The following is a 15,612-nucleotide window of genomic DNA, read 5'->3' on the forward strand; positions in this document are numbered from 1 at the left end:
ACCCGACCACGTAGCGTCAATACGAGAGGAGTGGACTATGGAGATTCTCGACGCGCAAATACACTGCTGGCTCACGGACCATCCGTCCAGACCGTGGATCCCTGGGTACCGGAAGAACCACCGGAACCAGGCACAGTTCTTGATTCACGCAGGTCAGTCGGCGGGGCCCGAAACCGTGTTGATCGCCATGGCAGAAGCGGGAGTGGATGCAGGCGTGCTCACACCGGTCGGCGTGTACGGCGATATCAACGGCTTCGAGCTTGACGCTGCACAGCGATTTCCCCGTAAGTTCGGCGTCATGGGGTGGATCGACCACCTGTCCACGACGATGGAACAACAACTTCGCGATGATGTTGCTCGGGGCATGCTCGGCGTCCGGCTCCTCGGCCTGCGTGAACCGGAACGTCACGCTCGGAGAGAGTTCGACTGGGTACTGCGACTGTGCGAGGAACTCGGAGCAGCCGTGTCATTCTCGCTCGCACATCCTGTCGACCCACAGCTGGTCGACGTGTTCCAGAAGTACTCAGGTATCAACTTCGTCATCGATCACCTGGGCGTCGGCCAGGCGCCACCGTTACTCAGAGCCACACCCGAGGAACCCTGGCAGACACTGCCCGCGGTTCTCGACCTGGCCAAGTTCTCCAACGTAAGCCTGAAGCTGACCGGGGCGCCGTCACTCTCCTTCGACGAGTTTCCCTTCCGGGACCTATGGGATCCGATAGCGCGAATCCTCGATGCATACGGTCCGGAAAGGGTGATGTGGGGCAGTGACTTCACGCGCACCAACGGTCTCCACAGTTATTGGGAGGCGACGCACTACCTCGCCGAGGTCCCCGGTCTCGATACAGCGGCACTCGAACAGGTTTACGGCCGAACACTCCGCCGGATCCTTCGTTGGCCTCCGCTCGATCCCGTGGCGGTGCGTAACCACCGGAGGGCGTCCTGATGTATTTGCAGCGCACGGCCTATTTTCACTTTCCCGGCTCATTCAGCGTCGAGGATGCCGCCGAACTCGAAGGTATCCTCGGCCGCTGGCCGGAGGAGATGGCGTGGTTGGGCACGATCAGGTTCGGCCGTCCGAGCTACGTCAAACCTGCTGAACCCGGCGACGGGTATCTCCTGTACCTGGAGTTCGGAGATCGCGAAGCGTTCGAGCGCTACCAGCGCCACGAGTGTCATCTGGCCCTACGCGCGTTTCTACAGGCACGCACCTACACCGCACACGTCTACGATCTTCCACTCGACGCCTCGGCATCGTCGGTGCACAGCGCGACAGAAGACCTTTCTCAAGGAGCAGGCCATTAACTCCCCCTCAGCCCTCGACACATTGCCGTTGTCCGGCACGGAAGTCCTCGAGATCTCGTCCTCGCCGGCGGCTGCGTACGCGGGTCTGGTTCTCCGTCAACTCGGTGCCACGGTCGTTCGTCCTGCGTGCGAACTCACCGCCGACTGTCTCAGTGGGTCGGCAGCGGAGCTGGCCCGCTCACTGCACGCGGGAAAACAGCAGATCCCGACCGGTGATCCAGCACGGTTCGAAGCAGCAGTAGCGACTGCCGATGTCATCCTGACGGATTCAGCCGGCAGCGACGTCCAAAACCGAACGGCACAGCGGCTCGCGAACACCGCGATCTCCCGCCGCCCCTCACGCTGCCCCGTCATCGAAATCACCGCCGGACTCGGGGAGCGGGAGTCGTTGATCGTCTCGGCACGAGCAGCAATGAGCTGGGCAATCGGCCATGCGGACAAAGCTCCGTTGCCTCTTCCCTATGACCTGCCCTCGTTCCACGCCGGAACCGAGGCCGCCGCAGCTGCGGCGCTCGCAGTACTCCTCGCCGAATGCGCTGACCTCGGTCCACAACACTGGCAGATCAACCCGACCGACGTCCTGACTTACTACGTGGGCCAGATCGCTTCCAATTTCTGGCCCTACGAACGCCCCTGGAAACGAGACGGGGCCCGAGCCAGTATGTCCGGCGGCTCGTATCCCGCCGCCATGTTCGAATGTTCGGACGGCTGGGTATCGATTATGTGCCGAACGGACCAGGATTGGGCAGGTCTGCTCGATGCCATGGGCCGGCCGGAATGGTGTAAGCACGAGCGCTTCCGCGACCCGCGCATCGTTGCGCGATTCCACGCTGACGAAGCGGACGTCCATCTCGAGGCCTGGCTGTCGGGGATGACTCGCGACGAGGCGTTCGCACTGAGCAACGTGCACAAGTTCCCGATGGCACCGGTGCTCGATACGGGCGATGCGATGGTGCTCGACCAGTTCGCTTCTCGGGGGTTCTTCGAGCACGACAGTGCTGGAAATGCCATCGCAGGCAAGCCTTGGCGCTTCACCCCGGCAACCGACATCGCCGACGGTCCAATCCTCGACCTGGAGCCAGGGCCTCAAGCGCCCCTCGCCGGGCTGAAGGTATTGGACCTGTCCTGGGCATGGTCGGGGCCCATGGTCACTTCGGGCCTCCGAGATCTCGGGGCGGAAATCCTCAAGGTGGAGAACCGCCGCCGCGCAGATCCGACGCGAGTTCGTGGCGCAGCCATCCGCGATGGCGAGCCGGTCCCCGGACCACCCCTCGAGGTCACGCCATACTTCAACCAGGTCAACCACGGTAAGAAGAGCATCGCGATCGACTTCACGACGCCCCAGGGCGCCGAACTGATCGTCGAATTGGCGGCCAAGGCAGACATCGTCGTCGAGAACATGCGCCCGGGCGTGCTGTCGAGGCGGGGCCTGACCTATGAACGACTCTCCGCACGCAACCCCGGGCTCATCATGGTCTCCATGTCCCTGATGGGGCAGCATGGGCCGATGAAGGGCGTCGGTGGCTATGCACCCGTCATGTCGGGATTGTCGGGTCTCGACTCCGTCGTGGGCTACGGACCCGGAGATCTTGTCGGGCTGTTCAACCCGGCGCTCGGCGACCCGAACGGTGCCGGACACGCCCTGGCGGCGCTCATGGCAGCACTACTCGATCGGCGGCGAACCGGCAGGGGAACGCTGATCGACCTCTCTCAGACCGAAGCACTCGTATCAATCGAACGAATCCAGATGGCCGACTTCCAGAAGACCGGTCGCAGCCATGTTCCCGCCGACGGCCACCGCACCTACTGGCCTCACGGGACGTGGCAGACAGCCAACGCCGAGGAGTGGATAGCCGTTGCCGCTCGGACGGATGAAGAACGAAGTATTCTCGCTCGATTGATCGGCTTGAAGACAGTCCCCGACCGTGCCGAATTCGAGATGGAGGTCCAGCGGTGGGCTTCTACGCGGCAGGCGGACGAAGCCGAACAAACTCTGGTGAAGCACGGGATACCTGCGAGCCGAGTGAGGAGCTTCGAGGACATATTGGACGACCCGATCTCGGAGTTGAACGGGATTTTCGCACCCGTTGACCATCCATACCTCGGGCGACAGCCCATCCTTGGCTTGCCGTGGCAAATGAACGGCCACAAGTTCCCGGCGACCGAGCCCGGACCGCTTCTGGGGGCACACACCCGTGCAATACTGGGCCGCGAACTCGGACTCACCGCCCGGCAGCTCGACGAGCTGGAATCGTTGGAAGTAATCGAAAAGTAAAAGAATCTGCTGACGTGGGTCCGAACGCTGGGAAGGAGATAGTCATGGCAGCACACCAACACGGCGTTGGTGCGAACGCCGACCAGGAAGTGAGTGCAGCCGACCTGCGGCGCCAAAAAATCGTCGCGCGTTCCGCCCTGCTGATTGATGAGATCGGTTATTCGCGTACTTCCATGGACGAAATAGCTCGGTCAGTCAAAATGGCCAAGCCAACGATATATCACTATTTCCGAAGCAAAGAAGAAATACTCTTCTCCATCCACGAGGAATTCGTGGACCACCTGTTGAAATTGCAGGCTGAACATACCGTCAGCGGTATGACGGCCGAAGAACAACTACAGGAAACGATGGTCGATCTGGTCACAGCGATCTCTACCCATCGAGGTCACTCCCGAGTGTTTTTCGAGCACTACCGAGAGCTTTCGGGCCCGAAACGGGCGTTGATCGCAGAGAAGCGTGCGAAATTTCGCCACCGGATCGTCGCTCTGATCGAATCGTGCCAGGCCGTCGGGACGTTTCGTGATACCGATCCGAATCTCGCCGCTCTCGGCCTGATCGGCATGTGCAACTGGTCCTACCAGTGGCATTCGCCGGAGGGCTCGAAATCTCCGCGCGAAGTCGCAGAGGAATTCTGGAACCTCCTGCACGGTGGACTCCAAGCGAAGTCACCCACCCCCGCGAACCTGCGCGGCTCGACATCGTCGAGCTGACGCAACGCCTGGCTCGAAGAGCATTCATACGCAGGATCAGATGACCAGCAAGTGCGCCATAGCATCCGGTCCGGGGAGTTCGAAGTATCGAACTCTCCGGACCGGATGCTATGGCCTGGATCGGATGATCAGCGGAGCCGGAACAGGATTGTTCAACGTCCCTTCCAGATCGGCATCCTCTTCTCAGCGAACGCCCTGGGCCCTTCGAGCGCATCCTCACTCTGGTACGCCTTGAGAAACAACCATTCCGCAGGCTCGCGGGATGCGTGAGGCCCCACGTCCTCGGCGAGGCGCACCATGCGCTTACCGGCCGCGACACTCAATGGCGCGTTTGCGGCAATGGTATTCGCCAAGTTCATTGCAGTTTTCAGGACATCTTCGTCGGGAACCAAATTGTTGACCATCCCCACTTCGTACGCGCGACGCGCATCGATCGGCTCCGCGGTCAGCAGCAACTCCAGCATGATCCGGCGAGGCACCATCGACACGAGCGGCGTCGCCCAGGGTGCCCCGCGCCCGCGACGGGCTTCCGTGATAGCGAACTCCGCGCTCTCACCTGCGACGCACAGGTCGCAGCTCTGCGCGAGATAGAAGCCTCCGGCGAGGGCCGGTCCGCGTACAGCGGCAATAGTTGGCTTGTCGAGCTCCGGACCACTACCCATGAGCTGCATCCATTCAGGCGGAACCTCACCCAGATCACCCGCTGCCATTTCCTTCAGATCGCCCCCTGCGCAGAACACAGGACCTTGTGACGCGAGAACTGCGCACCGCAGGTCCCCATCGGCGGAATAAGCGTCGAAGGCATCTCTGAGCTGCTGCCGCATGGTGAAATTCAGGGCATTTCGTTTGCGGGGCCTACACAGCGTTATCAATGCGACATTTCCCTGAACTTCGAAAGTCACCTGACCGTCTGTGAAATCGTTGATCATATTACCTCTTTCGTCGGCCATCCGGCTGCCGCGACGCCTTGTCTGCGATGTTGATCCTTGGCAAGTATTGACGCCTGGATCCCGGCGTGGATACGGTAATCAATGTATCACCCGACTGGTCGGTCGAGAAGAGTTGAGGAGAATCGATGAAGGTACATGTTGATCCGATCCGGTCCCGCGTTTCGCTTGCTGAAACAACCGACTTCAAGAGCTTGTCCGTGAAGGTTGCGACAGCCGGACGCGACACGGGGCGCCTGAGATCGCTGATTCGGAACGTCGGAGCCGGCACCGTCCGAGACGACTATGCCTGGCTCGCTATCGCGTGGTTGCGGAAATCCGTTTCCGACCTCACCTCGTTCGACGCCATGATTTCGTACGCCGCTTCGAAGGGGTGGGTCGACGAAGAGGCATCCCACGTGCGTGCACACATCGAGTGGTCGAACCCCTCGGCGGAGGCCGCGCACACAAACGGAACACGCCCCTCCGGCGCGATCTCGCCGGACAGCTTCCGACACACTCTCGGACATTTCATCACCGGAGTTACGATCGTCACCTCGATCACCGACACCGGTCCCGTCGGGTTCACGTGCCAGTCGTTCAGCGCACTGTCACTTGATCCGCCCCTTATCCTGATCTGCCCAGCGAAGACGTCCACGACGTGGCCACTGATCTCGACACAGGGCCACTTCGCCGTCAATGTTCTGAGCGCCTCCCAAGAGCAACTGTGCCGCTCTTTCTCCCGATCAGGTACCGACAAGTTCGCCGGAGTCGGCTGGCAAGCTGGATTGCACTGCGGCGCACCCATCCTCGACGATGTGCTCGGACACCTGGAATGCCGCATCGAAGAAGTACACGAAGGCGGCGACCATTGGATCGTCACAGCCCGAGTGGAAGCCTCCGAAGTCAACGGCGAAAAGCCCCTCACCTTCTTCCAGGGTCAATTGGGCTCGATCGCGCGTTCCATGACGAGCGGATCCGTCGCCTCCGGGTAGGGCGGCGAGTTCGAACTCCTTCCCCACCTCCCAGCAGGACCGAACGACAGACTCCCTCCGAAAAGCACTGCAGTCGTGCGGCACTCATCGTGATCTTCGCTCATGACGGCGGCCGGGGTGTGGCAGGACTTCTCCGAGTAGGGCTGGAGCACGCTGCCGCGTCCCTATTCCGTCGTCCTCCGCTTGACGAAGTAGGTTGCCGCCGGTGCTGCCACGGCGAGGATCAGAACCGACCAGATCAGCGCGGCTTCGATCGGGTGCTGCATCGGCCACGCCTGAATTGTCGCCGACGGGTTCGGGTTTTCCCAGAGCACCCGGGTCCCGGCGACGACCGAGCTCACCGGGTTCCAGGTGGTGATCGTCTGGAGCCAGTCCGGCATGTGTTCGGTGGGGACTATGGCGTTGGACACGAATGTGAGGGGTAGGAGCAGGATGAGGCCGAAGGAGGCGGCCGTTTCGGGGCTCTGCGCGTTCAGGCCCATGCAGGCGGACACCCACGAGACGGCGTAGGCGAAGAACAGCATCAGCGCAAAGCCCCCGAGCACCGATGCCAGGTTCGCCTCCGGACGCCACCCCACCGCGAGGCCGGTCAGCGCGACGATGAGCGCGCAGAGCAGTGCTGTGAGCAGGTCCGCCAACGACCGCCCCACCAAAATGGCGGAACGCCACATGGGCAGGGTGCGGAAGCGCTCCATCATGCCCTCGTGCAGATCGGTGCTCAGGCCGACCGCGGTGCCCATGGTGGAACTGACAAGGTTGAGAGCCAGGACGCCGGCCAGGGCGTAGTCGACGTAACTTCCGCCGCCGGGGATCGGGATGCCGCCGCCGAAGATGTACACGAAGAGCAGCGTGAAGACCAACGGCTGAATGGTCACATCCGACAGTTGCATTGGCGCACGCGAGATGTGGATCAAGTTGCGCCGGGTCATGGACCAGGTCTGGGACAACGGGCCGCGCACGCCGCCGGACCCGCGCAGCCGCTCGGAGCCGACCCCGGATTCCGCGATGTCTGTGCTCGTCATGACCGCACCTCCCGGACCTCGTGGCCGTCGTCGGCACGGCGAGGCGCGCCGGAATCACCGTCGTCACGTTCCACACCGTCGTCGGCAATGCGCCCGCCGGTCAGGGCGAGGAACACGTCATCGAGGGAGGGACGGCGGACTTCGATGTTGTCCACCAGAACTCCCGCTGCGTCGAGTTGCCTCACGAGGGCGGTGGCCAACCCGGATGTCGCATCCACGCCCGCGCTGAGACGCCGCCCGTCGTCGCTCGCGTGGACACGTCCGACCACCAGCGGAGCAATGGCACCTTCCGCGTCGGCGTGTGGTGCCGCCAGTGTCACCTCGACGTGCGCGCTGCGGCTCGCTTCCTTGAGCTCGTGCGGTGTTCCTTCGGCGATCACCGTGCCGTGGTCGACGACGACGATGCGGTTGGCCAGGGCGTCTGCTTCTTCGAGGTACTGCGTGGTCAGCAGAATCGTCACCCCGTCACGGAGAAGTTCCCGAATCGCGTCCCACACCATCTGGCGTCCGGTTGGATCCAGCCCGGTCGTCGGCTCGTCGAGGAACAGGACCGGCGGCCGCGTCATCAGCGATGCCGCGAGATCGAGTCGGCGACGCATTCCACCGGAGTATCCCTTCGACACCCGGTCGGCGGCGTCGAGCAAGTCGAATTGGGTGAGCAGTTCCGCAGCACGGGTTCGCGACACGGCCCGTCTCATGCCGGACAGCTCCCCCACGATCATCAGGTTCTGGCGCCCGGTGAGCAGAGGGTCGAGCGTCGCGTCCTGGGCGGCGAGACCGAAGTAGCGCCGCACCTCGCCGGGATGCTTGACCACGTCGATTCCCGCGACGGCGGCGCGTCCTGTGTCGGGGAGAGCCAGCGTGGTCAGGATCCGCACCGCTGTCGACTTGCCGGCGCCATTCGGGCCGAGCAGACCGAGAATCGTCCCGGCGGGCACCGCGAAGTCGATACCGGCCAGGGCTCGGGTCTGCCCGTAATGCTTGACCAGACCCTCGGCCTCGATCATCGGCCTGGTTTCCGTGCCGTTACCCATATGTCTTCCCTCCAGCGGTGGCGCCCGTGGCTATGCGGGCGGCTGGTGCTGTGGCCAGGGGATAGACGGCCTCGTCCATGATCTGGCGGGCGAACTCGGTATCGGGGAGCTCCCCGGACATCACGAGCTGTTGGAGGGCGAGCGCGGGGAACAGCCCGGCCAGTAGGTCCAGGTCGTGACCGTCGGACATTTCCCCTCGGGCCACGGCACGCTCGAAGACCTCCCGAAACCCCGTCATGCGCGGCGCCATGAATTTCTCCCGGATCACCTGCCGCAACTCGGCGTCCCGGGCGAGGGCGCTGACCATCCCGACCGTCACGCGCGCACCGAATTTGCCCTCCGCGCTGGTGATTTCCTCCGCCAAGGCGTGCAGATCCTGTCGCAACGATCCCGTGTCCGGGATGTCGGGGGCGCCCTTCAGGCTGTTCAGGGAATCGACGACCAGCTCTGCCTTGTCCTGCCATCGCCGGTAGATGGTGGTCTTGCCGGCACGGGCACGTGCGGCCACGGCGTCCATGGTCAGGCGGTCGTAACCCACCTCGGCGAGAAGGTCTAGCGCTGCCTCTCGCAAGGCCAGGTCGCGCGAGCTGTCCCGGCTACGACCGCCCCGGTGGCGTAATTCATCCCCGCCGCCGGCTCCGTTGTCTCGGGTCATGGAGACCCTCCTCGTTGCGATACCACACTCCGCTACGAATGCGTTTCGATACTCGAGCGTATCGCTGCAGGTCGGCAGAGTCCATAGCCGCATCCCCGTGCGCGCTCAACACTCCCCCGGCAGACCGATCAGTCGAGACCGGCGATCCGACGCCAGTGCGCGTGGGCGGTGGGGGTCCATTCGGCGCGGAGGTCCCGCAGCCGCCGGGCGGCTTTCAGCCCGCGCCAGTCCGGCAGCAGCACCTCGGGGAGCCGGGGATCCATGTACGGCATGCGCCGCAGCGCGTCCGCGAGCTGGAGGTGCGCGAACAGCAACTCGTCGCCCGGTTCGAAGGTGCGGGCATCGAATCGGTCGAGCAGTTCGTCGTACTCCTTCTCGGCGGCCTCCAGATCCCATGAGCGGCGGACGAGTTCGTTCTCGGGAATCCCGGGGACGGCGAGCGTCCCGACGAACGAGACCGTATTCGCGGTCAATCCGAGAGACTCGATGGTTCGTTCCGCTTCCGCGGCACGATCGACGTGGGGAGTGACCCAGACGCCGGGTGTCGGGTTCCCGAATCCTGCCCACCGCAGCGCGGCATAGAGCTTCTTGCGGGTCGAGCGGTGCGACTCCGGAATCGGCACGTTCACGACGAGCCACCTGCCGTCCCACTGCGTGGTGTCCACGTCGGTGGAGAAGACACGAAGTTCACCTTCGGTGAAGAGCCGATGCGCCTTGTCCGTCAACGTCCACTGCGTTTCGCGTCCGTTCCGGTCTGCGGCGATCAGACCGGCGGAACCTGTGCGCGCGATCGCCTGCCGAGCGGCATGCTCCCCGTACCCGAGTCCTTTGAGGACATAGAGAAGGGCAGCCGTCCGCACCGGCTGTCCGTACGGTTCGACGAGTTCGCCAAGCACGGTGACGAGGACCGACCGCGCGCTTCCGGTCGACGCCACTTCCTTGTCGGGGGTGGACTCCGGTTTCGAGTCGGACGGCTTCGAGTCAGACATGAGTGTCATCGTCGCGCATCAGGTCGACCCGTTGCCACAACACCCCTGGAGACCCGGTCACCGATCGTCATCGACACCCCAGTCCTTGAAGACGGCCTCGGTGTCGGCGCCGGGTGTGCGGGGCGGCGCATAGGTTGCGGGTGGTGTCTCGGCGAAGCGGGGCGCCGCCGCCGGCTGACGCTGTCCGAACGCGGTCACGACCGTGTTGCGCGCGGCGATGTGCGGGTGGTCCGGCACCTCGGCGAGGGCCAGCACCGGCGTCACGCACGCGTCGAGATGGGCGAATGCCTGCACCCACTCCTCCCGGCTCCGCGTGACGAAGACGTCGGCGAAGGTCTTCCGGAGCGTCGACCATGCCGACTCGTCGTATTGGTCCGGCAGACCCGCGGGGTCGAGTTCGAGTCCCGTCAGCAGCTGCGCATAGAAGACGGGCTCCACGGCGCCGACCGCGATGTACCGACCGTCGGCGCACTCGTACGTGTCGTAGAAGGGCGCCCCGCCGTCGATGACGTTGGTCCCCCGCCGATCGGACCAGACCCCGTTCTCGGTGAGCGTCCAGAACATCGTCATGAGCGCACTCACCCCGTCCACCATCGCGATATCGACAACGTCTCCGCGACCGGTCCGCTCCCTCGCGTACAGGGCACCGAGAATGCCGGTGACCGCCGGCATCGATCCGCCCCCCAGGTCGGCGACCAGGTTGAGCGGTGCGAGTGGCCTCTCGCCGTCCCGTCCGATGGCGTTCAGCGCACCGGTCAGCGCAAGGTAGTTGATGTCGTGCCCGGCATAGGGCGCGAGCGGGCCGTCCTGGCCCCACCCGGTGATCCTGGCGTACACGAGCCGGGGGTTCCGTTGACGGCACACGTCGGGACCGATGCCCAGTCGCTCCGCCGCACCCGGCCGGTAGCCCTCGATGAGGACGTCGGCCTTGTCGACGAGCTTCAGGATCCTCGCCAGGTCGGCGGGGTCCTTCAGGTCGGCACTCACCGAGCGCCGATTACGCAGTCCCGCATCCTTGTCCACGGGCAACAGCTGCGTCACGCCCCCTGGACGCTCGATTCGCACGACCTCGGCGCCGAGGTCCGCGAGCTGCATCGCGGCGTGGGGTGACGGGCCGATCCCGGCGAGTTCGACGACCCGCAATCCATCGAGCACTTGTTTCATCAGGAGCCTCCGAACAACGGACGACGTGGGTTCTCCCCACAACCAATGTTTGACAACTATGGATACTATCTATCCAATAACGTAATATCTCAAGTCAGGTCGCCGCGACGCAGTTCGTCAGTCGTTGGGGTGTATCCGTCCACCAAGTCGAAGGGCTGGATGTGAACGAACTGGATCCGACCGTCATGTCGTCGCTGCGAGCGGCGGCCGATGACCCGGTCGCATATGCGCAGGCATGGAAAACGAAGAACGGGAACCGCGTGATCGGTTCTTTTCCGATGAACTTTCCCTCCGAGATCGTGCACGCCGCCGGTGCGTTGCCGGTGATCGTCCAGGAAAGCCGCACCCCGATCACGGAGGGTCGTAACCTGCTTGCCGAGTTCTACTGCGGCTACACGCGTAGCGTCGCCGATCAGGCCGCGGTCGGTGAACTCGACGTCTTCGACGGCTTCGTCGCCGCCGATCACTGCGTGCAACTCCTCGGCGCCGTCGACGTGATCCGCTGGGCGCGGCCCGAGAAACCGGTGCACTTCGCGCAGTTCACCAGCGCGATGGACGACCCGTGGACCAAGCCGCGGGTCGCGGGGCGCGTGCACGAACTCAAGCTCGAGATCGAGGGGGTCGTCGGGGCGACGATCACGGACGAGTCGCTCGCCGAGAGCATTCGGCTGTTCAACACGAATCGACGCCTACTCCGGGAGCTTTACGACCTGCGGCGCAACGGCCGTGCGCGCATCACCGCGAGCGACATGCAGGTACTGGTGAAGTCGAGCATGGTGATGGACATCGACGAACACAATGCCGCCCTGAACGGTCTTCTCGTCCGGCTCGACCCGAATGCCGACGCACCCGACGACCTGGTGCGGTTGCATCTCTCCGGTCACTTCTGCCACGCCCCGCGCCCCGAGGTCCTCGATGTGATCGAGGAGTCCGGAGTGATCGTCGTCGACGACGACCTGTACACCGGTTTTCGATACATCTCGACCGACGTCCCCGAGCACGGCGATCCGCTGGAAGCGCTGTCGGAGTGGTACCTGGACCGTAACGACAACGCCCCCTGCCCGACACGGGTCACCGTCGGGGTCGACTGGGACACCTATTTGATCGACTCACTCGAGAAGAGCCGCGCGAACGGTGTCGTCGTCCTGATGGCGAAGTTCTGCGAACCCCACATGCTCTACTACCCGGAGTTGCGCAAGGCACTCGACGCGCACGGGATACCTCTGCTACTCCTCGAGACCGAGCACGAAGGCAACCCCATCGAGACACTCCGCACCAAGATCGAGACCTTCGTGGAGCGCATTCGCCGTCAGCTCGCACCCGTCCCGTCCTGAATTCGACTTTCACTCAGAGGAGTTCGCCATGGCGATCGAAGAGATCAGCAAGGAAAAGACCCGCCGCTTGTCGAGTACGCGAGTCGGCGGCAAGTTGGTGGCCGACTATTGGGAGAACATCTTCACCGCCAAGGAACGCGGGAAGCATGTCGTCTGGTACAACGGCGCCGCACTGAACCCGCTGTTCCAGGCCGCGGGCCTGGAGTGGTGCCACGGCGAGGCGTTCGCCGCTCGACTGGCCGCCCAGCACCTCGAAGGGCCCGCCCAGGCCGCCGGCGCCGAGTACGGCTACATCGGTGAGCTCTGCTCTTATGCGCGAACACATCTGGGCTGCGCCGTGCTGACGCACCAAACCGCGGCCGACCGCGAGACTGGCGTGGTCGGCATGGTCGACCAGCAGGAATTGGCGAGCAAACTGCCTGCCCCGGACTTCTTCGTCAACGGCTACGCCGGATGCAGCACCGGTCAGCAATGGGACGCGATGACGTACCGGGTGTTCGATCGCAAACTCCCGCTGTTCAACGTCTCGATCCCCATGCTGTGGGGCAACAAACCCGACGCCGGGTACATGCGGGGCGAGGAGTGGACCGAGGTGAGCAAGTACGTCGAAGGGCAACTGCGCGAACTCATCACCTTCCTCGAACACCAGACCGGGAGACCGTTCGACTGGGATGGGCTCAGCGAGAGCATGTCCTACATCAAACAGGCCTCCGAGCTGCGCCTCGAGGGAATGGCGCTGTGCAGGCAGGCACCCACGCCTGCGACCTACTGGGACTGGGTCGCGAGCATCGCGCCGATCAACTTCCTGCCCGGCAATCAGGCGCTCGTCGACTATTTCGCCGGCGTGAAGGCCGAAATTCAGCAGCGGGTCACCGACGGGGTCAGCGCGGTCGCGGACGAACGCTACCGCGTGTACTTCGACGGGATCATGAATTGGAACAAGCTCGGCTTCCTCACCCGGAAGTTCGCGGAATACGACGTCGCCGTCGTCGCCGGCCGCTACACCCACGAATCCTTCTGGCAGGAGCCGCAGCTCATCGACGTCGACAACCCGCTCCTGGGCATGGCGCAGCACTACCTGCTCTGCCCACTGAACCACGGATTGAAGAACCTGCAGGAACTCCTGCTCCGCCGGCTGGACGAATACGCGATCGACGGGATCGCGTTCCACTCGACGCGGACGTGCCGGGCGATGACCAATCCGCAGACGATGCTCGCCCGCTCTGCCGAGGCGGAGCGCGGCGTCAAGTCGTTCTTCTTCGAAGGCGACGTCGCCGACGCGTCGTTCTACAACGACGAACTGTTCGACAGTCGACTGGAGGCGATGCTCGAGGCCATTGACGTGCAGCGGATGAAGTCCGTGATCTAGATGGCTGCCACCTCCGCAGACAAGACGACGCCGGGTTGGTTCGTCATGGGCGTCGATCTCGGGTCCACCACGGCGAAGGCGGCCGTCGTGGACCAGGACGGCGCCCTGCGCGGATCGAGTGTCGTGCAGATGGGAGCCGTGAGCCGCGAAGCGGTCGCGCGCGCAATGGACGGGGCGATGGCGGCCGCCGGTGTCGCGCAATCCGACATCCGGCGGACCATCAGCACCGGCTACGGGCGCAAGCTGGTCCCCGGGGCGAACCGGACGTTCACCGAAATCACCTGCCACGCACGTGGCGCCGCCGCCCTGCACCCGGGTGTGCGGCTGGTGATCGACATCGGCGGACAGGACAGCAAGGCCATCATCGTCGACGACGACGGCCTCGTCGAACGGTTCGCCATGAACGACCGGTGTGCGAGCGGGACCGGCCGCTTCTTCGACGTGCTCGCGCGGGCACTGGAAGTCGACATCGGCGCGGTCGGCGAACTCGCGCTCGCCGGTTCCGAGAGCCTCGAGGTCAGCAGTATGTGTGCCACGTTCGCGGAGACCGAGGTGATTTCACTACTCGCGCAGGGCCGCGAGAAGGCGGACATCGCCGCGTCGGTGCACAAAGCGGTCGCGGCGCGCACACTCGGACTGGTGGCACAGGTCGGCAAGGCGACACCGACCGTGATGACGGGCGGAGTGGCGAAGAACCCGGCCGCCCGTCTTCACGTCTCGCGGGCGCTGGGCCACCCGGTGGAACTACTCGATCAACCACAGATCGCGGGCGCGTACGGCGCCGGACTGCTGGCCCGCGACGACTACGCGGGCACCGCTGCGGCGCCGACGTCGTCCGACGCCGCCACCGAAGAACAATTCCGGGCGAGCCTGTCGAGCGGGACGCCGCACTGCCAGGACTGCGACGGCAGGCCCGGCCATTCCCATCCGGGCACCGGCGAACCGGTGCCCCTCGAACTGCAGAGGAACATCCGATGACCACAGACACACCCGAAGTCTGGGTACCAGACCTGTCCGAGGCCACCGTCTACATCGTGGGTGGGACGAGCGGAGTAGGCCTGCAGGTCGCCCGTCAGTTGGTCCGGGCGGGCACCCAGCGCATCGGTCTGGTCGGCCGCAACACCGAGCGCGGCGAGAAGGCGGCGGCGGAGGTTCGATCACTCGCTTCGGGTGTCTGGGCCTTCTTCGCCGCGGGCGATGTGAACGACCCCACCGAGGCCGCGCGGGTGACCGAGGAACTGTCGGCCTCGCTGGGGCCGGCCGACATCCTGATAAACAGCACGGTGAGTTCGTTCACGCCTCGACTGTTTCACGACACGCCCCCCGACGATGTTCCGTCGATCCTGGTGCAGCAGGCGCTCGGCCCGATCAACATGTGCCGGGCCGTACTTCCACACATGCGGGCGAAGCACGGCGGCGCGATCGTGAACATCGCCTCCGACGCGGCGAAGCATCCGACCCCGGGAGAATCCGTCATCGGCGCGGCCATGGCGGCCATCGTGATGTTCTCCAAAACCCTTGCGATGGAGGCCAAGCGCGACGGCATCCGCGTCAACGCGGTGACGCCGTCGCTCATCCGCGACACCGGCGCCTACGACCGTGTCATGGCCGAGCCGTTCAGCGCCAAGCTCTTCGCGAAGGCCGCAGGGCTGGCGTCACTGGGGGTCGCCGAGCCGGTCGACGTGGCCGACCTCGTGTTGTTCCTGTGCAGCCCTCAGGCCCGTCGGATCACCGGTCAAGCGGTCAGCCCGAATGGCGGCATCTCGGCGGGGTGAGGGCTCCTCAGCTCGCCCACACTATTTTGACGAATTCATAGCGATCAGCTCCACATGTG

The 15,612-nt window shown here is 64.4% G+C and carries 15 protein-coding genes; 9 read left to right on the plus strand and 6 right to left on the minus strand.

The window, feature by feature from the left end:
- Positions 1-37 precede the first annotated feature (37 nt).
- From CA951_RS29910 to CA951_RS29920, 4 genes are all read left to right on the plus strand, one after another.
- A complete protein-coding gene (locus CA951_RS29910; protein WP_087560297.1) occupies positions 38-946 on the plus strand; it encodes an amidohydrolase in 909 nt (302 codons plus the stop codon).
- On the plus strand, positions 946-1,305 hold the full coding sequence (locus CA951_RS43850) for a hypothetical protein (protein WP_218780529.1): 360 nt from the start codon (positions 946-948) through the stop codon (positions 1,303-1,305). The genes CA951_RS29910 and CA951_RS43850 overlap by 1 nt, the downstream gene beginning before the upstream one ends.
- 388 nt (positions 1,306-1,693) lie before the next feature.
- Entirely contained in the window at positions 1,694-3,580 is a 1,887-nt protein-coding gene (locus CA951_RS29915) for a CoA transferase (protein WP_256974146.1), read from the plus strand.
- Between the two features lie 44 nt (positions 3,581-3,624).
- Positions 3,625-4,290 carry a TetR/AcrR family transcriptional regulator gene (locus CA951_RS29920; protein WP_087560299.1) on the plus strand — a complete coding sequence of 222 codons (666 nt, stop codon included), beginning with the start codon at positions 3,625-3,627 and terminating at the stop codon, positions 4,288-4,290.
- Positions 4,291-4,442: 152 nt separating this feature from the next.
- On the opposite strand, the gene CA951_RS29925 is transcribed toward CA951_RS29920, so the two are convergent.
- Entirely contained in the window at positions 4,443-5,219 is a 777-nt protein-coding gene (locus CA951_RS29925) for an enoyl-CoA hydratase/isomerase family protein (RefSeq protein ID WP_087560300.1), read from the minus strand.
- Positions 5,220-5,584: 365 nt separating this feature from the next.
- Between CA951_RS29925 and CA951_RS45230 the strand changes: the two genes are divergently transcribed.
- Entirely contained in the window at positions 5,585-6,211 is a 627-nt protein-coding gene (locus CA951_RS45230) for a flavin reductase family protein (RefSeq protein WP_218780535.1), read from the plus strand.
- 164 nt (positions 6,212-6,375) lie between these two features.
- Here CA951_RS45230 and CA951_RS29935 read toward each other — a convergent pair whose 3' ends face one another.
- From CA951_RS29935 to CA951_RS29955, 5 genes are all read right to left on the minus strand, one after another.
- Positions 6,376-7,233 carry an ABC transporter permease gene (locus CA951_RS29935; protein WP_218780531.1) on the minus strand — a complete coding sequence of 286 codons (858 nt, stop codon included), beginning with the start codon at positions 7,231-7,233 and terminating at the stop codon, positions 6,376-6,378.
- The gene (locus tag CA951_RS29940; protein WP_256974147.1) at positions 7,230-8,267 is read right to left on the minus strand and encodes an ATP-binding cassette domain-containing protein; all 1,038 of its coding nucleotides are present in this window, start codon (positions 8,265-8,267) and stop codon (positions 7,230-7,232) included. Before CA951_RS29940 ends, CA951_RS29935 begins: the two co-directional genes overlap by 4 nt.
- On the minus strand, positions 8,260-8,922 hold the full coding sequence (locus CA951_RS29945; protein WP_179220360.1) for a TetR/AcrR family transcriptional regulator: 663 nt from the start codon (positions 8,920-8,922) through the stop codon (positions 8,260-8,262). The genes CA951_RS29940 and CA951_RS29945 overlap by 8 nt, the downstream gene beginning before the upstream one ends.
- A 128-nt stretch (positions 8,923-9,050) precedes the next feature.
- Positions 9,051-9,920 (minus strand): PaaX family transcriptional regulator C-terminal domain-containing protein, encoded by an 870-nt coding sequence (locus CA951_RS29950; protein WP_087560304.1) that lies wholly within the window; start codon positions 9,918-9,920, stop codon positions 9,051-9,053.
- A gap of 48 nt (positions 9,921-9,968) precedes the next feature.
- Complete coding sequence (locus CA951_RS29955; RefSeq protein WP_087560305.1) at positions 9,969-11,075, minus strand: CaiB/BaiF CoA-transferase family protein; 1,107 nt, start codon at positions 11,073-11,075, stop codon at positions 9,969-9,971.
- 161 nt (positions 11,076-11,236) lie between these two features.
- On the opposite strand from CA951_RS29955, the gene CA951_RS29960 reads away from it, so the two are divergent.
- From CA951_RS29960 to CA951_RS29975, 4 genes are read left to right on the plus strand one after another with little or no spacing between them, the layout of a single operon-like run.
- Complete coding sequence (locus CA951_RS29960; RefSeq protein ID WP_087560306.1) at positions 11,237-12,409, plus strand: 2-hydroxyacyl-CoA dehydratase subunit D; 1,173 nt, start codon at positions 11,237-11,239, stop codon at positions 12,407-12,409.
- A gap of 28 nt (positions 12,410-12,437) precedes the next feature.
- On the plus strand, positions 12,438-13,778 hold the full coding sequence (locus tag CA951_RS29965) for a 2-hydroxyacyl-CoA dehydratase subunit D (RefSeq protein ID WP_087560307.1): 1,341 nt from the start codon (positions 12,438-12,440) through the stop codon (positions 13,776-13,778).
- Complete coding sequence (locus CA951_RS29970; protein WP_087560308.1) at positions 13,779-14,756, plus strand: acyl-CoA dehydratase activase; 978 nt, start codon at positions 13,779-13,781, stop codon at positions 14,754-14,756. It begins immediately after the preceding gene.
- Positions 14,753-15,553 carry an SDR family NAD(P)-dependent oxidoreductase gene (locus CA951_RS29975; protein ID WP_087560309.1) on the plus strand — a complete coding sequence of 267 codons (801 nt, stop codon included), beginning with the start codon at positions 14,753-14,755 and terminating at the stop codon, positions 15,551-15,553. Before CA951_RS29970 ends, CA951_RS29975 begins: the two co-directional genes overlap by 4 nt.
- The last annotated feature ends 59 nt before the right edge of the window (positions 15,554-15,612 follow it).

It is taken from the genome of Rhodococcus sp. NCIMB 12038 (assembly GCF_002165735.1).
GTDB lineage: Bacteria > Actinomycetota > Actinomycetes > Mycobacteriales > Mycobacteriaceae > Rhodococcus_F.